Annotated in this window: 21 protein-coding genes; 15 read left to right on the top strand and 6 right to left on the bottom strand. The window is 60.6% G+C overall.

Annotated features, from left to right (window positions below; genetic code table 11):
• Positions 1-10: 10 nt before the first annotated feature.
• A complete protein-coding gene (locus HU725_RS12420) occupies positions 11-1,798 on the bottom strand; it encodes a thiamine pyrophosphate-requiring protein (protein ID WP_186477878.1) in 1,788 nt (595 codons plus the stop codon).
• A gap of 148 nt (positions 1,799-1,946) precedes the next feature.
• Here HU725_RS12420 and HU725_RS12415 point away from each other — a divergent pair, with 148 nt between their 5' ends.
• On the top strand, positions 1,947-2,483 hold the full coding sequence (locus tag HU725_RS12415) for a cupin domain-containing protein (RefSeq protein ID WP_186477877.1): 537 nt from the start codon (positions 1,947-1,949) through the stop codon (positions 2,481-2,483).
• A 22-nt stretch (positions 2,484-2,505) separates the two neighbouring features.
• Here HU725_RS12415 and HU725_RS12410 read toward each other — a convergent pair whose 3' ends face one another.
• Positions 2,506-2,886: a termination factor Rho gene (locus tag HU725_RS12410; protein WP_186477876.1), complete on the bottom strand. Its 381-nt coding sequence runs from the start codon at positions 2,884-2,886 to the stop codon at positions 2,506-2,508.
• A 44-nt stretch (positions 2,887-2,930) separates the two neighbouring features.
• Positions 2,931-3,251: a hypothetical protein gene (locus HU725_RS12405; RefSeq protein WP_186477875.1), complete on the bottom strand. Its 321-nt coding sequence runs from the start codon at positions 3,249-3,251 to the stop codon at positions 2,931-2,933.
• 197 nt (positions 3,252-3,448) lie between these two features.
• Between HU725_RS12405 and HU725_RS12400 the strand changes: the two genes are divergently transcribed.
• On the top strand, positions 3,449-3,673 hold the full coding sequence (locus HU725_RS12400) for a hypothetical protein (RefSeq protein WP_186477874.1): 225 nt from the start codon (positions 3,449-3,451) through the stop codon (positions 3,671-3,673).
• A 52-nt stretch (positions 3,674-3,725) separates the two neighbouring features.
• Here the strand turns inward: HU725_RS12400 and HU725_RS12395 are convergent, their stop codons facing one another.
• Positions 3,726-4,415: a type 1 glutamine amidotransferase domain-containing protein gene (locus HU725_RS12395; RefSeq protein ID WP_060477049.1), complete on the bottom strand. Its 690-nt coding sequence runs from the start codon at positions 4,413-4,415 to the stop codon at positions 3,726-3,728.
• Positions 4,416-4,604: 189 nt separating this feature from the next.
• Here HU725_RS12395 and HU725_RS12390 point away from each other — a divergent pair, with 189 nt between their 5' ends.
• The 7 genes from HU725_RS12390 (at position 4,605) to HU725_RS12360 (ending at position 10,473) form a co-directional block, all read left to right on the top strand.
• On the top strand, positions 4,605-5,096 hold the full coding sequence (locus tag HU725_RS12390) for a GNAT family N-acetyltransferase (protein ID WP_186477873.1): 492 nt from the start codon (positions 4,605-4,607) through the stop codon (positions 5,094-5,096).
• 168 nt (positions 5,097-5,264) lie between these two features.
• The gene (gene pstS, locus HU725_RS12385; RefSeq protein ID WP_186477872.1) at positions 5,265-6,293 is read left to right on the top strand and encodes a phosphate ABC transporter substrate-binding protein PstS; all 1,029 of its coding nucleotides are present in this window, start codon (positions 5,265-5,267) and stop codon (positions 6,291-6,293) included.
• A 72-nt stretch (positions 6,294-6,365) separates the two neighbouring features.
• Positions 6,366-7,334: a phosphate ABC transporter permease subunit PstC gene (gene pstC, locus HU725_RS12380; protein WP_060477052.1), complete on the top strand. Its 969-nt coding sequence runs from the start codon at positions 6,366-6,368 to the stop codon at positions 7,332-7,334.
• Positions 7,331-8,224, top strand: coding sequence for a phosphate ABC transporter permease PstA (gene pstA / locus HU725_RS12375; RefSeq protein ID WP_060477053.1), 894 nt, complete (start codon positions 7,331-7,333; stop codon positions 8,222-8,224). The genes pstC and pstA overlap by 4 nt, the downstream gene beginning before the upstream one ends.
• Positions 8,225-8,298: 74 nt before the next feature.
• Positions 8,299-9,060: a phosphate ABC transporter ATP-binding protein PstB gene (gene pstB, locus HU725_RS12370; protein WP_050437214.1), complete on the top strand. Its 762-nt coding sequence runs from the start codon at positions 8,299-8,301 to the stop codon at positions 9,058-9,060.
• A gap of 94 nt (positions 9,061-9,154) precedes the next feature.
• The gene (locus tag HU725_RS12365; RefSeq protein ID WP_186477871.1) at positions 9,155-9,853 is read left to right on the top strand and encodes a Fic family protein; all 699 of its coding nucleotides are present in this window, start codon (positions 9,155-9,157) and stop codon (positions 9,851-9,853) included.
• A complete protein-coding gene (locus HU725_RS12360; protein ID WP_186477870.1) occupies positions 9,853-10,473 on the top strand; it encodes a hypothetical protein in 621 nt (206 codons plus the stop codon). Before HU725_RS12365 ends, HU725_RS12360 begins: the two co-directional genes overlap by 1 nt.
• 69 nt (positions 10,474-10,542) lie before the next feature.
• Here HU725_RS12360 and HU725_RS12355 read toward each other — a convergent pair whose 3' ends face one another.
• A complete protein-coding gene (locus HU725_RS12355) occupies positions 10,543-12,063 on the bottom strand; it encodes an NCS1 family nucleobase:cation symporter-1 (RefSeq protein WP_186477869.1) in 1,521 nt (506 codons plus the stop codon).
• A 173-nt stretch (positions 12,064-12,236) separates the two neighbouring features.
• Positions 12,237-13,148 (bottom strand): LysR family transcriptional regulator, encoded by a 912-nt coding sequence (locus HU725_RS12350; protein ID WP_186477868.1) that lies wholly within the window; start codon positions 13,146-13,148, stop codon positions 12,237-12,239.
• Between the two features lie 93 nt (positions 13,149-13,241).
• Here HU725_RS12350 and HU725_RS12345 point away from each other — a divergent pair, with 93 nt between their 5' ends.
• Genes HU725_RS12345 through aroQ form a run of 6 tightly spaced genes read left to right on the top strand, consistent with a single transcriptional unit; the run spans position 13,242 to position 17,520 of the window.
• Positions 13,242-14,189 (top strand): ketopantoate reductase family protein, encoded by a 948-nt coding sequence (locus HU725_RS12345; RefSeq protein WP_186477867.1) that lies wholly within the window; start codon positions 13,242-13,244, stop codon positions 14,187-14,189.
• On the top strand, positions 14,186-14,584 hold the full coding sequence (locus HU725_RS12340; protein ID WP_186477866.1) for a VOC family protein: 399 nt from the start codon (positions 14,186-14,188) through the stop codon (positions 14,582-14,584). Before HU725_RS12345 ends, HU725_RS12340 begins: the two co-directional genes overlap by 4 nt.
• Positions 14,581-15,036, top strand: coding sequence for a MaoC family dehydratase (locus HU725_RS12335; RefSeq protein WP_060477060.1), 456 nt, complete (start codon positions 14,581-14,583; stop codon positions 15,034-15,036). Before HU725_RS12340 ends, HU725_RS12335 begins: the two co-directional genes overlap by 4 nt.
• Entirely contained in the window at positions 15,033-16,265 is a 1,233-nt protein-coding gene (locus HU725_RS12330; RefSeq protein ID WP_186477865.1) for a CaiB/BaiF CoA transferase family protein, read from the top strand. The genes HU725_RS12335 and HU725_RS12330 overlap by 4 nt, the downstream gene beginning before the upstream one ends.
• Positions 16,262-17,080 carry a shikimate dehydrogenase gene (aroE, locus tag HU725_RS12325; protein ID WP_186477864.1) on the top strand — a complete coding sequence of 273 codons (819 nt, stop codon included), beginning with the start codon at positions 16,262-16,264 and terminating at the stop codon, positions 17,078-17,080. Before HU725_RS12330 ends, aroE begins: the two co-directional genes overlap by 4 nt.
• 2 nt (positions 17,081-17,082) lie before the next feature.
• Complete coding sequence (aroQ, locus tag HU725_RS12320) at positions 17,083-17,520, top strand: type II 3-dehydroquinate dehydratase (RefSeq protein ID WP_060477063.1); 438 nt, start codon at positions 17,083-17,085, stop codon at positions 17,518-17,520.
• The last annotated feature ends 5 nt before the right edge of the window (positions 17,521-17,525 follow it).

Raw genomic sequence — 17,525 nt, 5'->3', positions numbered from 1 at the left:
TCACGGTTGGTCATTGCTTGGTGGGTAGCACAGCGCTGAGCACTTGTTTGGCGGTCTGCACGATCATTCCGGCCTGGTTCGGGTCACCTTTGAGCAACGTGCCGGTGAGCTTCTTGGCTTGTTCCAGCGTGATGTGCGGCGGTAGCGGCGGCACGTTGGGGTCGGTCTTGAATTCGATCAGCACCGGGCGGTCAGCTGCCAGAGCCCGCTCCCAAGCCTGGGCAACATCTTCTTCACGCTCGACGTAAATCCCTTCCAGGCCGATGGAGATCGCGAAGAGGTGATAAGGCACGTCCGGGATCGATTGCGAAGCCTCGAACTTCGGATCGCCCTCCATCACGCGCTGCTCCCAAGTCACTTGGTTGAGGTCCTCGTTGTTGAAGACCGCGCAGATCCACTGGGGGTTCTCCCACTGTTGCCAGTACTTGGCGACGGTGATCAACTCGGCCAGGTTGTTCATCTGCATGGCGCCATCGCCGACCAATGCCACCACGGCGCGCTGCGGGTGGGCGAACTTGGCTGCGATGGCATAGGGTACCGCTGCACCCATGCTCGCCAGGCCACCGGACAGCGAGCATTGCATGCCCTGACGGATCTGCAGGTCGCGGGCGAACCAGTTGGCGCAAGAGCCAGAGTCACTGCTGATGATTGCGTGGTCGGGCAAGCGCGGCGAAAGCTCATACACCACCCTTTGCGGGTTGATCGGCTCAGCTTTGACCAGCGCGCGCTTGGCCAAGGTCTTGTCCCACTGCGCGCGCCAGTGTTCGACCTTGTCGCGCCAGCGTCGGTCGGTTTTGTGTTCCAGCAATGGCAACAACGCTTGCAGCGTTTGCGAAGCGTCGCCCACCAGGTTCACCTCCATGGGGTAGCGCAAGCTGAGCATGTCTGGTTGCAGGTCGATCTGCACGCCACGTGCCTGGCCTTCCTTGGGCAGAAACTCGGCGTAGGGGAAACCCGAGCCAATCATCAGCAGGGTGTCGCATTCGTTCATCAGCTTATAGCTGGCCTCGGTGCCGAGCAGGCCAATGGATCCGGTAACCCATGGCAGTTCGTCAGGCAGTACCGCCTTGCCGAGCAATGCCTTGGCAACGCCTGCCCCCAGTACTTCGGCCACCGCCGCCACCTGTTCGCTAGCGTTCAGGGCGCCTGCGCCTACCAAAATCGCCACCTTGCGCCCGGCGTTGAGTACCTCGGCTGCACGTTGCAGGTCGTGGTCGAATGGCACCACCTTCGGCCGGCTGTAGCCAACGCCCGAATGGACGGTGCCATGGGCCCTGGGAGGCTCGTGGTAGGGCAGGTCCTGAAGGTCGTTGGGCAGGATGATCGTGGTGACGCGGCGTTCGCCAACTGCGGTTCGCACGGCGCGGTCGAGCAGGTGACGCACTTGCTCAGGTGTGGATGCCTGCTGCACGTAAGCCCCGGCCACATCCTTGAACATCGAAACCAGGTCCAGCTCTTGCTGATAGTGCCCACCCAATGCAGCCCGCGCTTGCTGGCCCACGATGGCCAGCACTGGCTGGTGGTCCATACGTGCATCGTACAAGCCTGTGAGCAAATGCGAGGCGCCCGGGCCGGAGGTGGCGATGCACACGCCAAGTTCACCGGTGAACTTGGCGTGTGCGCTGGCCATGAAAGCGGCCATTTCCTCGTGCCGGGCCTGAATGAATTCGATCTTGCCATGGGCGCGGTTCAGCGCTCCGAATACGCCATTGATGCCATCACCCGGGTAACCAAAGATACGCCGCACGCCCCACTCATACAGGCGGTCCACCAGAAAGTCGCCTACAGTGCCCGTCATTGTCCTCTCCTGGTCTTTGGTCAATAGGGGTCTGGACTTGGCCGGCTAGAGGAAAGTTTCACTGGGTATCGCATTGGTCGGCTAACTGGAACCGGAGTGGTTGAACGATGCTCACAGGGCAAATGCCCATGCTTGCGAGTACAGTCCGATGTTCAGGTTCGACCATCACACCATCGCTGCGCAGACCTTGTTCTTTGAAGATGACGGTTCCACGCCCAACAGCCGTTATCCGGTGTTGCTTTATCGGCTGGGTGCAGTGGCTGCACCTGAGCTGGCCTGCGCATTCGAAGCACTATTCGCAGCTCACCAGTGGACGCCACTCTGGCGCGACGGGATTTTCGATTACCACCATTTCCATCCCAACGCCCATGAAGCATTGGGTGTAGTCAGCGGCCATGCACGTGTCATATTGGGTGGCCCGACAGGGCAGACGTTGAACCTTGAAGCAGGGGATGTGGTGGTGCTACCTGCGGGTACGGGGCACTGCTGCATCGCCTCATGCGATGACTTTGTGGTGGTGGGCGCGTACCCGCAGGGGCAGGAGGCTTACGACACGCAACGTCCTGACCCATCCTTGCATCATCAGGCCCTGGCGCGCATCGCTGCGGTCCCGGACCCAGCGCTGGACCCGGTGACCGGCAAAGCCATGACCCAGTGGCAGCACGGAAAATCACACGGTCACTGAATTGGCTTGAGTGTATTGCTCGTCAGCCGAACTTGCGCAGCGCCTCGACCAATTGCGCCTTGTTCATGCTGGAGCGGCCTTTGATATCTTTGCTGCGGGCCTCCTTGAGCAGGCTTTCCTTGGTCTGAGTCTGCAGCGAGGTGGTTGACGTTCGGGGGTGCCCCTCACGCGTTTTTGCCGCGCGCTTGGCCGAGTCGGAACGGGCAGACTTCTTCTCGCCAGGCGAGGTCGTGCGGCCCGAACCGCCTGCTTTCTCGCCGCCGCCAGATTGCTTGTTCACGGTGGCCCAGGCACGCGCCTGCGCCTCGTGCTCGGGTACGCCGCGTTGCTCATAGCTCTGTTCGATCTGTTCGGCTTTGCGCTTTTGCTTTTCGGTATATTTGGATTTGTCGCCACGTGGCATGACATCGACTCCTGTAAGCGGTGAGTACGCGATGTTGCGTCGGGCTAGCTGCCTGAGCCACTGCGTGAGCCCGTGCCAGCGCCGGAGCTGCCAGTGCCGCCAGCAGCAGAGCCTGCGCCGTCGTCGGTGCCGTCACCTCCGGTGTTATCGGTGCCGTTGTCATCGGTACCGCCATCACCCGTGCCCATGCTGTCAGCCGGCGTTCCTGCGCCGGTTGCGCCTTGGTGATTGCTGTGATCACTGGTGGGGGCGGTTTCCTGAGTGGGTACACGCTGGTCGCCAGCATCGGTCGCGGCAAGCGCCAGTGGCGCGTTGACAGCCATGCACAGCGTTAGCAGCAGGGAAGGCGAGTTGAAAAGATTCATGATCGGATCCTCGAAGGTTCACCTCATGTTTGGCCGGCGCCAGAGATCACCGTGCGAAGGGTCCGACGGACGGGCCTTTGAATCTTGCCCTTCAGCCGTGGCAGCGGTGTTTGAGGGTGAGTCCCTACGCAAGTGGATCAAACTTTCCGCCGCTGCTGCACTCTTCTGGAAAGACATCACAGAAATGAGGCAACTCTATGAAACACAGCGACGGCAACACGGGTGACAAAGTCCCACGGCCCATTTCTTCAGAGCAGGCCCAGCGTGGCGAAGCTGCCCCGGACCCAGTGCTGGAAACCCCTGACGCCGATACCGAGGTAGTGGACAAGGTCATCACCCCCACCTCGATCAAAGAACAGGAAGAGCTGACGCACAAGATCAAGGAACGCCTTGCGGAGGTGGAAAGCAAGACCGGCAAATGATCCTGCAGTGTTGCATCGCGATGCGCCGCGCAAGGCGGCGCATCTGTTTAGCTCACACCGACTCATCCAGCCTTTTGAGCAACGCCTCTGCCGCCGCTTGCGATGAGGCCGGATTTTGACCAGTGATCAAATGCCCGTCCTCGACCACGTGACTGGCCCAGTCCGCGCCTTTGGAGTAGTGCCCACCATTGGCTTTGAGCATGTCTTCGACAAGGAACGGGACCACATCGGTCAGCCCCACGGCAGCCTCTTCGCTGTTGGCAAAGCCGGTTACCTGCTTGTCTTTGACGACCGGTTGGCCATCGGGTGCCTTGATATGCTTGAGCACGCCCGGTGCATGGCATACAGCGGCAATGGGCTTGTTGGCCGCATAGAAGGCTTCGAGCAGCGTCTTGGAGTCGGTGTCTTGCGCCAAGTCCCAAAGCGGCCCGTGGCCGCCTGGGTAAAACACCGCATCGAAGTGGTAAGGGTCCACCTCGCTCAACGGCACCGTGTCAGCCAGCGCCATCTGCCCATCGGTGTCGGTGGCGAAGCGCCGGGTAGCGTCGGTTTGAGCGTCCGGCTCATCGCTCTTTGGATCGAGCGGAGGTTGGCCGCCTTTGGGAGAGGCCAGGGTTACGTCGGCGCCAGCGTCCACGAACACGTAGTAGGGGGCGGCGAATTCTTCCAGCCAGAAGCCGGTTTTCTTGCCGGTATCACCCAGCTGGTCATGGGATGTGAGCACCATCAGGATCTTTTTCATGCGAGGCAGTTCTCCAGATCTATGGGGTGGGCAGTGCGTCGTTGGCTCTGCATGAAGGTGGGAGGCCACAGCGCAGCTAGGGTTCCCTGCCGGTCGTTGTAAAGCCATCCCAGGGCGTTAAAGCACGGGGTTTTTCGCCGCTGTTGAAGTACCCTAGCGCAACGAAATCTGATTCAGGAACCTTTACCCATGAGCACCACCTCATTCCGCCAACCCGTCTTGAGTGATGCCGAGCGTTGCCACGCGATCGAAATCGGTGCCTACGAGGGCGACGAGGCAGCCACACTGGAGAAGATCCGCACGCGCATCAGCCAGTACCCCCAGGGGTTCCTGCTGCTTGAAGGCGAGCAGAGCATCATTGGCTTCATCAACAGCGGCTGCGCCCACCAGGTTGTGATGTCCGATGAGGCGTTCAAGGACCTGGTCGGCCACGACCCGCTGGCACCTAATGTGGTGATCATGTCAGTCGTGGTGGACCCTGCCCATCAGGGCAAAGGCTACGCCAAACAGCTGATGAGCGAATTCATCACGCGCATGCAGGCCCAGGGTAAACAGACCATTCACCTGATGTGCAAAGAGCAGCATGTGGCGCTGTACCGCAAGATGGGCTACCAGTACGTTCAGCCGTCGCCTTCGGAGCACGGCGGCATGGCTTGGCATGAGATGCTTATGGTGCTTTGAGCTGGACGTAGGGGAGGGGCCAGTCATATCTAGTTACGAGCGAAGCGCTGAAAACGTACTGAGGGCTGCGATTTAGAGGGGCAGATGGGGTGGCTGCCATTCAATAGTCACAAAGCTGTAACACAGCTGCTGCAAAGTGTGTCGGCCATCACACGGAGCGCTTTTCCCATGATACGCCTGATGAAGTCTGCTGTACTCGCCGTTGCGGTTTCTCTGTCTGCCACCTCGGCCTTTGCCGCAGACAACATTCGCTTGACCGGTTCTGGTGCAAGTTTCCCTGCGCCTATCTACCTGACCTGGTTCAAGGATTTCAGCAAGAATACCGCTGGCGTTACCGTTGACTACCAGTCCAAAGGTAGCGGGGCAGGGGTTCAAGACTTTCTGAACAAGACTGTCGACTTCGCCGCCAGCGACTCGGCCATGAGCGAAGCAGACATCGCCAAAGTCGGCGAGGGTGTGCAGTTGCTGCCAATGACCGCCGGTGAAATCGTGCTGGCCTACAACCTGCCGGGCAACCCTAAGGGCCTGAAGCTGCCACGGGATGTGTACTCCAACATCTTCCTGGGCAAGATCACCCGATGGAACGATGCCAAGATCGCTGCCGCCAACCCAGACCTGAAGCTGCCTGACCTGCCTATCACCGTCGTGGTACGTGCCGATTCCAGCGGTACCAACGCCGTGTTCACCCAGCACCTGTCGGCCATCAACGCCGACTTCAAGAAGGACTTGGGTGAAGGCAACACCGTCAACTGGCCGGCCACCGACAAGTTCATCAAGTCGCCCAAGAACGACGGCGTGACCGCGACCGTTCGCCAGACGCCGGGCGCCATCGGTTACATCGAATATGGCTTTGCCAAGCTGGCCAAGGTCGACTTCGCTGAGCTGGAAAACAAGGCAGGCCAGTACGTGGTGCCGAACGCCGAAAGCGGTGCCCAGGCCCTGGCAGCGGTGAAGTTGCCGGAAAACCTGATCGCCCACCTGCCAGACCCGGATGGCGCCAAGTCCTATCCGATCACTTCCTACACCTGGATGATCTTCCGCAAGGACAACGGCAATCCGCAAAAGGCCAAGGCCATGCGTGAGATGGTCGAGTACGGCCTGACCCAGGGGCAGAAAATCGCCGATTCGATGGGCTACATCCCGCTGCCAGCTTCGGTAGTCGAACAAGTGCGCAAAGCTTCGCAAAACATCCAGTAATGCTTCAGGCGCTCCCGGTGCGGTGCTTGCGTCGTGCCGGGCGTGTTTGCCCCTAGTCCCGGAATCAGCTAAATGAACACACCTTTTGCCATACCGGACAATCCAGATTCCGCCTGTCAGCCGCCGTCCACCAAGGACTTCCTGGTCGACCGCACCTTCCGTGCCCTTGCGCGTATCGGTGTAGTGCTGATTCTCGCGCTGGTATTCGCGTTGGTATATGAAGTAGGACGCAAAGCACTTCCAGGCATGGAAAAGCACGGCTTCGACGTGCTGTTTGGTAGTGTGTGGGACGTCAATCAGGGTAAATACGGCATTCTGCCCGCCATCTGGGGCACGCTTTACAGCGCGCTGATCGCCTTGATGATCGCCGGGTTCTTCGGCGTCAGCATGGCCATTTTTCTGACTCAGGATTTCTTGCCGGCAAGGCTTGCTGCGGTGTTTCGTACCATCGTCGAGCTGCTTGCCGCCATCCCCAGCGTCGTCTACGGCCTGTGGGGTATCTACGTGGTGATCCCGGCCATCCGGCCGCTGACCACCTGGCTGAACAGTGAATTGGGCTGGATCCCTTTCTTCGGCAGCTCCCTCAGTGGCCCTGGCTTGCTGCCAGCGGCGTTGGTGCTGGCGATCATGATCCTCCCGACCATTGCCGCTGTCTCCCAGGACGCACTGACCAGCGTGCCGATGAAAACCAAGCAGGCCGCTTACGGCATGGGCACCACCCATTGGGAGGCCATCCTCAAAGTCATGGTGCCCTCGGCTGCAACGGGTATCTTCGGCTCCCTGGTGCTAGGGCTTGGCCGCGCACTGGGCGAGACCATGGCCCTGGCCATGCTGGTCGGCAACGCCAATACCATCACGCTTTCGCTGTTCGCCCCAGCCAATACCTTGGCAGCCTTGCTGGCGCTGAACTTCCCGGAGGCCGGGCCGAACGAGATCGAGGTGCTGATGTATGCCGCCTTGGTGCTGATGTTCATCACCTTGCTGGTGAACGTTTTCGGATCGCTGATCATGCTCTACGCCCAGCGGGGTAACAAACAATGACTGACCTCTCCGTCACCAGCACCGCTCTACCTAGCCTGCAGCGCCGCTTCGAAGGCCGTGCCCTGCGTAGCCTGTTACTGACCACGCTGGTGTGGTGCGTAGCACTGCTGGCCAGCGTGCCTTTGGTTTCGGTGTTGTACATGCTGATCACCCGCGGCGGTGCTCGCCTGAGCCTTGAGGTGTTCACCGAGCTACCACCCACTGGCTTCGAAATGGGCGGCGGCTTCGGCAACGCCTTGGCCGGTACCTTCGTCATGGTCGGCATCGCAGCAGCCATCGCCGTACCGGTGGGCATTCTGGCAGCGGTGTTCCTTGCCGAACTCGGCCCAGACAGCAAACTGGCCAACGCTTCACGGTTCGCCGCAAAAATGCTTACCGGCCTGCCTTCGATCCTTGCCGGCGTGTTTGCCTATGCCTTGGTGGTGATGACCACCGGCACCTATTCGGCCCCGGCTGGCGGCGTGGCGCTGGCAGTGCTGATGCTGCCGATCGTGGTGCTGACCGCCGAGGAAGCCATGAAGATGGTACCCAAGATCATGAAAGATGCCGCGTACGGCATGGGTTGCACCCGCGCGCAGGTGATCTGGAAAATCATTCTGCCGACCGGTATGCCCGCCATCCTCACCGGCGTCATGCTGGCGGTGGCCCGCGCCGCCGGTGAAACGGCGCCGCTGCTGTTCACTGCGCTGTTCAGCAATTACTGGATCTACCACGACGGCAGCCTGGCGGTCATGAACCCCACGGCTTCGCTTGCCGTACTGATTTACAACTTCTCCGGCATGCCGTTCGACAACCAGCTTGAGCTCGCCTGGGCGGCCTCGCTGGTGTTGGTGATGATCGTGCTGGTAGTCAACATTCTCAGCCGCATTTTCGGCAAGCCCAAGTATTGAAAAGGGAGCATTCGACCGTGAACGTATCTACTGCGCAAAGAGCCGCTCCCTTGGTCAGCGACGCGCCTATCGTCATGGACTGCAAGCTGGACAAGATTTTCTACGGCAACTTCATGGCGGTGCGCGACAGCCATGTGCCGATCCGCAAGAACGAAATCACCGGCTTCATCGGCCCCTCCGGCTGCGGCAAAAGTACCGTGCTGCGCAGCCTCAACCGCATGAACGACTTGGTCAAAGGTTTCCGCTTCGAAGGCCATGTGCATTTCCTTGGCCAAGATGTCTACGGTAAAGGCGTTGACCCAGTGGTTGTGCGCCGTTACATCGGCATGGTGTTCCAGCAACCCAACCCATTCTCCATGAGCATCTTCGACAACGTCGCTTTCGGCTTGCGCCTGAACCGCTACAAGGGCGACATCGGTGACCGCGTCAAACATGCGCTGCAAGGCGCGGCACTGTGGGATGAAGTCAAGGACAAGCTCAAGGTCAGCGGCCTGTCACTGTCAGGTGGCCAGCAGCAGCGCCTGTGCATTGCCCGTGCCATCGCCACCGAGCCAGAAGTACTGCTGCTCGATGAGCCATGCTCGGCACTGGACCCGATCGCCACCCGCCGGGTGGAGGAACTGATGGTCGAGCTGAAAAAGGACTACACGATTGCTTTGGTGACCCACAACATGCAACAGGCGATTCGCGTGGCAGACACCACTGCGTTCTTTTCCGTCGACATCTCCCAGGGCACCCGCACCGGCTACCTGGTTGAGATGGGGCCGACCACGCAGATCTTCCAGAACCCGCGTGAGCAGCTGACCAGTGACTACATCAGCGGCAAGTTCAGCTAAGCCTGCAACATCCGTCAGGCGACCCGCCCCGTTGCCCAGGAAGGCGCCGCGGGGTAGGTCGTTTTCATGTCTTTTCTGTTTCGAAGGATCACCCATGGATGCGATATGTCGTCTTGACCTGCCCGCGGTAGAGCGCGCCCTGCGCAAGGTGCAGGGCAGGTTTGCCGAACTCAGCCGGCAGTTCACCGAGCCGCGTGACCCGTTCACCGACGAGGTGCTGTCCAATGTGCTTGAAGGCTATGCCTTGATAGACGACTATGTTGCCCGCGGTGTGGACCTGTTCGACCTGCAGCAGCTGAACCTAATGCTTGAGATCAACGCCACGGTTTTGTGCGGTAGCGACCCGGCACGGCGCCGTGAATTCTCTGCCCACTTGCAAGCTACTGAGGCGCGTTTTTTCAACAACGTCGAAGGCGGCATCAAGGATCTGTACAACTGGTACTGCTCTTATCGCAGTGATTCGATCTTCAAGCGCGCGGCGGGTGTCTATGTGCGCATCCTCAGCAAGCCGCAACTGTTCATCGAGGGTAACCACCGCACCGGTTCGCTGATCGTCAGCTACCTGCTGATGCGCGCCGGGTTGCCGCCATTCGTGCTGACGTTGGACAACGCCGAGGGTTATTACAACCCTTCCTCGGTCATTCGCAATTCGGCCAAGCATGGCGTGAAAGCATTGTACGAACTGCCCAAGATCAAGAAAAAATACGCCGCCTTCCTGGAAGCGAAGGCACCTGAGCACGATGAGTTTTTCCTACCCGGCACCTGTGTGCCGGCCCGCCAGGGTAGCCGGTGATGAAGAGGGTTTCGATGCTAGAGCAAGGTAAGGCCAGCGGGCGACGAGCGTGGCAGGCCATTGGGCGGAAATTCGCGCGCCCGCAAATGCGCATTTCCTTCGATATCGACGATACGCTCGCCTGCTTGCCTCATCACGCCACCGAGGAGCACAGCAGGCTGCCGACGTTCATACACCGCTGGCTGGGCGAGCCCTTGCGCAGCGGCACGCGTTCGCTGATTCGCGATCTGCGCCGCCAAGGCTGCAGCATCTGGATCTATACCTCCTCGGGCCGCACACCGGCCTATATCCGGCGCTGGCTGATGCTTTATGGCATCCATGTCGACGGTGTGGTCAACAGCGATCGCCACCAGCACATCCTGTCGCTGCACGGCCTTGCCAATGCACCCTCGAAGTATCCACCGGCGTTCGATATCGACTTGCACGTCGATGACTCCGAAGGAGTAGGCATCGAAGGCTCCGACCATGGGTTTCGTGTGGTAGTGGTCGACCCCCAAGATGAAAGCTGGGCAGAGAAGGTCATGGACGCTGCGGCCCGTGTGCATGCCCAGTTGGCCTGGCAGCAACCCCAGCGTTACCGGGTACCCGTGCCCCAGGATAGCGAAGTGCTGGCCTCCTGACCCCGCAAAACGGCAAGGCGCCTTGTGCCTGACCTGGCACAAGGCGCCTTTTGTCGTTAGCGCAGCCGATCAGTGATGGGCGCTGTCCACGGCGATGTCTTCTCCGGATACGTCCAGGTACGGTGTGCCACGCCTGGCGATGGCATAGTGAATCAGCCCACCCAAGGCAGCACCGAAGAACCAGGAAAACTGCGACAGGGTGTCGAATGCCGGTACCAATGCCAGCACGATGGCGATGAGCGCGGCAGGAACGAACGCCGCTACGGCGCGCAGGTTGACCCCGCCGTGGTAGTGGTAGGCGCCGTCTGGGCTTTCGCTGTAAAGCTGCGGCAGGTTTACTCGGCTACGCCGTACCAGGTAGTAGTCAGTGACGATGATGCCGTACAGCGGGCCGAGCAGGGCACCCAGGCCGCCGAGGAAGTACACGATCACAGCCGGGCTGTTGTACAGGTGCCAGGGCAGGATCAGCACCGCGATGGCAGCACTGAGCAACCCTGCGCGGCGGAAGTTCAGGGCCTTGGGTGCCAGGTTGGTGAGCACGAAAGCCGGGGCCACGAAGTTGGCCATGATGTTCACCGCGACGGTGACGATCAGAAATGCCAGGCAAGCTAATACCAAACCGGTGGTGCTCGGGATGGCGGCGACGATTTCGCTTGGGCTCTGCACCAGCTTGCCGTCGATGCTGAACTGGGCGCCCGCGATCACCACAGCGATCAGCGCGAAACCGAGCATATTGACCGGCAACCCCCAGAAGTTGCCCACGCTGATGGTTTTGCGGTCTGGGCAGTTACGGGTGAAATCGCAGAAGTTGAGGATCATGGTGCCGTACAACGAAACCCACAGCGCAGCGGCGCCCAGCACCTTCAACCACATCGTCGAGCCAGTGGGCGCGCTGCCGCTGGACCAAGCGATGGACAGCCCACTGCGCCAATACATCCAGGCCGCCAAGCCAGTGAAGGCCACCAGGATGATCGGCCCGGCGAGGGATTCGAAGCGGCGCACCATCTCCATGCCGTAGGCGAAGATCGCCACCTGCACGCACCAGATGCCCAAAAAGGTGAGCCAACCCAGGGTCGACAGGCCAAGGATCGAATTCTGGTCGTAGGCTTTGAGCTCTGGCGCAATCGCCGTAAGCAAAACGCGCAGAACCACGGAGGCGAGGTAAGTCTGAATACCAAACCAGGCGATGGCGATTACCGCGCGAATCAGGGCGGGGATCTGTGCGCCGTGGATACCGAAGCTGATGCGGCACATGACCGGATAAGGCAAGCCCGTCTTCTGTCCCATGTACCCGGACAGGTTCATCAGGCCGTAGATCACCAGAGCCCCCAGCGCGAAAGCGGCGAGAATCTGCGCGCCGCTCATGCCCAGGGCGAACAGGCCGATGGCGAAGGAGTAGTTTGCGATGTTGTGCACATCGTTGGTCCACAGCGCGAACAGGCTGTAACGCCCCCAGGTGCGATGGGCTGCACGAGTCGGTGCCAGGTCTTTGCTGTATAGGCGTGAGCTTAATTGCAGAGGACTTGAATCAGCCGTTGCGGCGGGCTGGTCAGCAAGCTGGCCAGCATCGAAGCGGGAAATCGACGCCATCGGAACTCCTGATGGTTGTGTACTCTTGTTATTAATATTTGTATACAAACAATATTCGTACCAACCCCAGGATAACCTCGATTCTGCGGGCTTCTATTGCGTAAACCCTTTTGGTAAAAGACCTATAAAGTGTGTATTTTGTGCACAACTTACCTGCCTTCTGTTACCAGCTTTCACGAATGTTCCGCCTGGAACAGCCCCCGGATGACCTCCCTTAGCCAGCGATTGCCATCGTCCTGGTGGTAACGCGCGTGCCAGTGCTGCTTCACGGTGAAGCCTTCCACTGCAATCGGGCAGTCGTGTACCTGTAACCCATGCATATCAGCGAGGGTCTGGCCAATGTGGCGAGGCAGTGTTGCCACCAAGTCGGTAGAACCGACGATCATGCCCAGCCCAAGAAACGCCGGCAGTTCGAGCATGATCCGGCGCTCGATGCCCGCCCGCGCCAAGCCTGCCTCCAACAGTTTCTGCCCGGTCCCGGCACTGATCTGAACATGGCCTTCAGCGCGATACTCTGCCACGCTCATGACGCTTTGCAGGCGCGGGTGCTGACGGTTGCTCAGGCATACCCAGTCCTGTTCGAACAGCACCTGCTGGTACATACCGCCGCCCAACCAAGGCACGAAACCGATGGCCAGGTCCGCCTCGCCCGATTCCAACGAGCTCTCGGTATTGCCGTCGATACGCGCAGCTTCAAGTCGGATGCCCGGTGCGTGCGCGCGCAAGTGGTTGAGAATGGTCGGCAACAGCGTGATATGGCTGGCGTCACTGACGCATAAGCGAAAGCGGCGCTGCGCCGTGGCAGGGATGAACTGCGGTGCCCAGGTCGTAAGCCTGCGCAACGATTCCAGCACCTCCCGGCAAGGCCCGATCAATTGATCGGCACGAGGTGTTGGGGCCATTCCACCTGGCGTGCGTACGAACAGCGGGTCGTTCAGCTGCTCGCGCAACCGCGCTAGCCAGATGCTGATGGTCGGCTGGCTCTGGCCTAACTGATCGGCAGCGCGGGTCACGCTCCGGCATTGGTACAACACCTCAAACAATTGCAGCAGTTTAGGTTCGGGCAAGGGCTCGAGCAGGCTCATTATTGCAATTCTCAATAGCGCTATTGAGGGCATTGTATAGATCAAATAACGCCGCTTGCATAAGGTTGAGGCAAACCACAGGAGGTTTGCGACGTGAAAATCTGCATTCTGGGGGCCGGCGCCTTAGGTTGTGCCATCGGCGCAGCCCTGAGCGAGGCCGGGCATGAAACCTGGCTGTTGAATCGTGGCGCGGCTCACGTGGAGGCGATCAATACCCGCGGGCTGCACGTGCTGGATGAACGCGGCGAACGGCATGTCAAGGTCAATGCTGCGACCGACGCGGCAGAGGTTGGGGTCGCTGACCTGGTAATCGTGTTAGTCAAATCGTTTCACACCGCTCAGGCCATCGCTGGCGCCAGCGCACTGATTGGGCCGCACACCCTGGTGCTGTCGCTGCAGAATGGCTTGGGCCACGAGGACATCCTCGCCCAAGCAGTTGGCCGCGAGCGCGTACTGGCGGGCAAGACCTACGTCGGCGGGGTGCTGCTGGCGCCAGGCTCGATTCGCGCTGGTGTGGCGAGCAAGCAGACTTACATCGGCGAACTGGACGGCCAGTTGACCCCCCGCGTGCAAGCGATCGCCGAGGCTTTCAATGGCGCAGGCCTGGCCACCACCGTCAGCGACAACATCCTTGGCACCATGTGGGACAAGTTGCTGGTCAACGTCGCCACCGGGGCGCTGAGCGGCATCACCATGCTTAGCTACGGCCAGCTCTACAGCGAGCCGCTACTGGAAAATACCGCCAAAGCCGCGGTCGCCGAGGCCATCGCCGTGGCCGAAAGGGCGGGTATCCGCCTGAGCCTGACCAGCCCCGAGGCCGCCTGGCGCCTGGCCGCCGAAGGGTTGCCGGCCAGTTTTCGCACATCGATGTTGCAGAGCCTGGAAAAAGGCTCGATCACCGAAATCGACTTCATCAACGGCTCGGTCGTGCGCTGGGGCCAGCGCCACGGCATCGCCACACCGGTCAACGCAACCCTGGTGGCCTGTATCAAAGGCATCGAGCGGGCGATGGCCGACCACCAGAAAAAGGAGAACCCATGAACCAGCCTAAAGCCTACCTGGAACACGTCGCGTTCTGGGTGCGAGATATCCAGTGGCATATCCGCTTCTTCAATGAGGTGTGCGGCATGGCCATGCGTGAATTGCAGGGTGACCCTGAGCAGCCGGCACAGTACTGGACGCTGGGTGGTTTGCAGTTCATTCATCAGCCCGACTTCACAGGCCCCGAAGGGCGTATGGCGCATTTAGGGATCATGTGCGAAGACCTCGAAGCCACCCTGGCTGCGGCGCAGCGCTTTGGCGTCAGTGCCATGCCCCAGGGCCGCAACTGGTTGCGCTTGCCCGACGGCCTGGCCGTGGAGTTCATCCAGGCCCTGCCCGCCGGTTGTGTGGCTCAGGCGCTGGCCATTGACCCACGCGCAGAGGTGCAAGCATGAGCATCGTGGAAAAATACTGGGATGATGCCCGCGAGGGCGACGAATGCATCAGCCCCACCTATACCGTTACCCGTGAACGCATCCTGGCTTACGCCGACCTCACGGGCGATCACACCCCGGTGCATGTTGATGAGGCATATGCCAACGCCAGTCATTTTGGCTGCCTGGTCGCCCATGGCCTGTTCGGGTTATCCATTGCAGATGGCCTCAAGACCCAATGCGACTACCGCTTCCTGCCAGGGATGTCGCTGGGCTGGACCTGGGACTTCGTGTTACCGATCAAGGTCGGCGATGTGCTGCACGTGCGCATGCGCGTTGGGGCGATGCGCCCGAGCAATAGCCGGCCAGGTTGGGGCATCGTGGTCCTACCCTCTGAATTGATCAACCAACATGGCCAAGTCGTGCAGCGCGGCGAGCACCGTCTGATGGTGCCAAGGAGGGTAGAAGCATGAGCCAGGCATTGCCATTGGCAGGTATCCGCGTCATCGATTACAGCCATTTTCTGGCAGGGCCGTATGTTGGCCGATGCCTGGCGGCGCTGGGCGCCGAAGTGATCAAAGTTGAACGCCCTGGCACCGGGGATGCGGGTCGCCAGCACGCATTTACCCTCGATGAGCAGCAAAGCGGTTACTTCCTGCAATTGAACATGGGCAAGCAAGGCGTCAGCGTGAACATGAAGGACCCACGTGGCAAAGCCTTCATGCAGCGCCTGACCGATTCGGCCGATGTGTTCATCGAAAACTATCGCCCTGGTGCTTTGGACAAACTGGGCCTGGGTTATGCCGAACTCAGTGCGCGCAATCCGCGTTTGGTGTACTGCTCGATTTCCGCCTATGGCCACACCGGGCCGGATGCGCACCGCGCAGGCTTTGGGCTGATTGCCGAGGCCAAGAGTGGGATCATGCAGATGGTCGGCGTACCTGGCGAGGCCCCACCTCTGCTGCGTATTTCCCTTGGCGATATGTACACCGGTATTCACGCCGTAGCTGCGATCAATGCGGCGCTGCTCGGCCGAGTCAGCAGTGGCCGCGGGCAGCACATCGACATGGCCCTGTACGACACGCTGGTGTCGATGCACGAATACGCCGTGCAGTGCTACACGTTGTCCGGGGGCACCGTGCTGCCCGAGCAGACCGGCCATGACATGCCCACCTCGACCCTGTACGGCGTGTTCCGCGCTGCCGATGGCGACCTGGTGATCGCGGCCCAGGTCGACGATGCCTGGCAACGCTTCGCCGCCATGCTCGAAGCCAATGGCGGCCCACCCGGGTTCGGCAGCGACAGTCGTTACCACAACCTGAATGGACGCAATGCCCACCGCCAGACAATTCTTGCAGTGGTCCGCGACTGGGTCGGCGCTCGGCGGGTGGCCGATATTCTCGCTTTGCTGGACACCATCGACATTCCCAGCGCCAAGGTTCAACGCATCGACGAGGTGCTGGCTGATCCGCAGATCCAGGCGCGCAATATGGTCATCGAGCAACATCACCCTCGCTACGGCACCTTGCGAATGCCGAACCTGCCGTTCCGTTTCTCAGCGTGCGACACCACCATCTCCCAAGTGGCCCCTGACCTGGGCCAGCACAATGCCGAAGTGGCCGCAGCGCTAGGCTTTGCCCCAGAAGAGATCGCCGCCATGCAGGCCGACGGCGTATTGTTCACCCACGGAGATGCACGATGAGCGACCGCTATGCAGTGATCGGCCGGCCGATCAACCACACCAAGTCCCCGTTGATTCATGGCCTATTCGCCGAAGCCACTGGCCAAACCTTGGAATACGGCGCCATCGAGGGCGGGCTTGAGGATTTCGAGGCGCAGGTCATGCAGTTTCGCCATCAAGGCGGGCAGGGCATGAACATCACCGCACCGTTCAAACTGCGCGCTTTCGAGCTGGCCGACCGGCGCAGCGAGCGCGCGCAGTTGGCACGGGCGGCCAATGCATTGAGGTTCGAGGGTAATCACATCTTTGCAGAAAACTTCGATGGTATCGGCCTGCTGCGGGATATCGAAGTCAACCTCGGCCAGCCGCTACGCAACCGTCGGGTATTGCTGCTCGGTGCCGGCGGGGCGGTACGTGGCGCTTTGCTGCCGTTCCTGCAGGCTGAGCCCAGTGAAGTGGTGCTCGCCAACCGGGATATGGCCAAGGCGCTAGCCTTGCGCAATGAGCTGGATCACCCTCTGCTGCGCATCAGCCGTTATGAAGAGTTGCAAGGGCAGGCGTTCGACGTGGTGGTCAATGCCACCTCTGCGAGCCTGACGGGGCAATTGCCGCCGCTGCCCGCGCAGGTGCTGAGCGGGGCCCGGCTGGCCTACGAATTGGCCTACGGCAAAGGCCTGACGCCGTTCTTGCGCCTGGCGCGGGAACAAGGGGTGGCGCACTTGGCCGATGGCGTGGGCATGCTCGTGGAGCAGGCCGCTGAAGCGTTTGCCTGGTGGCGCGGCGTGCGTCCCGACACCCGCGCTGTGATCGAGCGCCTGACCATTGCTTTGGAGTGACCATGGCCGCCAACGTTCTGATGCTGCATGGCATCAACCACAACATGTTCGGCAAGCGAGACCCGCGCCAATATGGCACGGCGACCCTGGCCGATATCGATCAGGCCCTGCAGGCATTGGCCCAGGAGCTAGGCGCCCAGGTCGAGAGCTTCCAGACCAACCATGAAGGAGCCATGTGCGAGCGCATCCATCAGGCCTATGAAGATCGAGTGGATGCAGTGTTGATCAATGCCGGAGCCTGGACTCATTACAGCTACGGTATCCGCGACGCATTGGCGATCCTCGAAGTGCCAGTGGTGGAGGTTCATATGTCGAACATCCATGCCCGGGAACCCTTCCGCCACCACTCGGTGTTTGCCGAGGTGGTGAGCGGGCAGATATGCGGGTTCGGCGTGCAGACCTACCTACTGGCCCTGCGTGCAGCGCTCAATATCCACTGAAAGCC

Origin of the sequence: Pseudomonas promysalinigenes, from assembly GCF_014269025.2 — a bacterium.
Taxonomy (GTDB): Bacteria; Pseudomonadota; Gammaproteobacteria; order Pseudomonadales; family Pseudomonadaceae; genus Aquipseudomonas; species Aquipseudomonas promysalinigenes.
This window is presented reverse-complemented; position numbering and strand designations above follow the sequence as displayed.

Excerpts from the sequence above, each read along its gene's own strand:
- HU725_RS12400 (WP_186477874.1), top strand. The coding sequence starts at position 3,449 with ATGAAACACAGCGACGGCAACACGGGTGACAAAGTCCCACGGCCCATT.
- pstB (WP_050437214.1), top strand. The coding sequence starts at position 8,299 with ATGGACTGCAAGCTGGACAAGATTTTCTACGGCAACTTCATGGCGGTG.
- HU725_RS12365 (WP_186477871.1), top strand. The coding sequence starts at position 9,155 with ATGGATGCGATATGTCGTCTTGACCTGCCCGCGGTAGAGCGCGCCCTG.
- pstA (WP_060477053.1), top strand. The coding sequence starts at position 7,331 with ATGACTGACCTCTCCGTCACCAGCACCGCTCTACCTAGCCTGCAGCGC.
- HU725_RS12340 (WP_186477866.1), top strand. The coding sequence starts at position 14,186 with ATGAACCAGCCTAAAGCCTACCTGGAACACGTCGCGTTCTGGGTGCGA.
- HU725_RS12405 (WP_186477875.1), bottom strand. The coding sequence starts at position 3,251 with ATGAATCTTTTCAACTCGCCTTCCCTGCTGCTAACGCTGTGCATGGCT.
- HU725_RS12395 (WP_060477049.1), bottom strand. The coding sequence starts at position 4,415 with ATGAAAAAGATCCTGATGGTGCTCACATCCCATGACCAGCTGGGTGAT.
- HU725_RS12335 (WP_060477060.1), top strand. The coding sequence starts at position 14,581 with ATGAGCATCGTGGAAAAATACTGGGATGATGCCCGCGAGGGCGACGAA.
- pstC (WP_060477052.1), top strand. The coding sequence starts at position 6,366 with ATGAACACACCTTTTGCCATACCGGACAATCCAGATTCCGCCTGTCAG.
- aroE (WP_186477864.1), top strand. The coding sequence starts at position 16,262 with ATGAGCGACCGCTATGCAGTGATCGGCCGGCCGATCAACCACACCAAG.
- HU725_RS12415 (WP_186477877.1), top strand. The coding sequence starts at position 1,947 with ATGTTCAGGTTCGACCATCACACCATCGCTGCGCAGACCTTGTTCTTT.
- HU725_RS12330 (WP_186477865.1), top strand. The coding sequence starts at position 15,033 with ATGAGCCAGGCATTGCCATTGGCAGGTATCCGCGTCATCGATTACAGC.
- HU725_RS12410 (WP_186477876.1), bottom strand. The coding sequence starts at position 2,886 with ATGCCACGTGGCGACAAATCCAAATATACCGAAAAGCAAAAGCGCAAA.
- HU725_RS12420 (WP_186477878.1), bottom strand. The coding sequence starts at position 1,798 with ATGACGGGCACTGTAGGCGACTTTCTGGTGGACCGCCTGTATGAGTGG.
- HU725_RS12355 (WP_186477869.1), bottom strand. The coding sequence starts at position 12,063 with ATGGCGTCGATTTCCCGCTTCGATGCTGGCCAGCTTGCTGACCAGCCC.
- pstS (WP_186477872.1), top strand. The coding sequence starts at position 5,265 with ATGATACGCCTGATGAAGTCTGCTGTACTCGCCGTTGCGGTTTCTCTG.
- HU725_RS12350 (WP_186477868.1), bottom strand. The coding sequence starts at position 13,148 with ATGAGCCTGCTCGAGCCCTTGCCCGAACCTAAACTGCTGCAATTGTTT.
- aroQ (WP_060477063.1), top strand. The coding sequence starts at position 17,083 with ATGGCCGCCAACGTTCTGATGCTGCATGGCATCAACCACAACATGTTC.
- HU725_RS12360 (WP_186477870.1), top strand. The coding sequence starts at position 9,853 with ATGAAGAGGGTTTCGATGCTAGAGCAAGGTAAGGCCAGCGGGCGACGA.
- HU725_RS12390 (WP_186477873.1), top strand. The coding sequence starts at position 4,605 with ATGAGCACCACCTCATTCCGCCAACCCGTCTTGAGTGATGCCGAGCGT.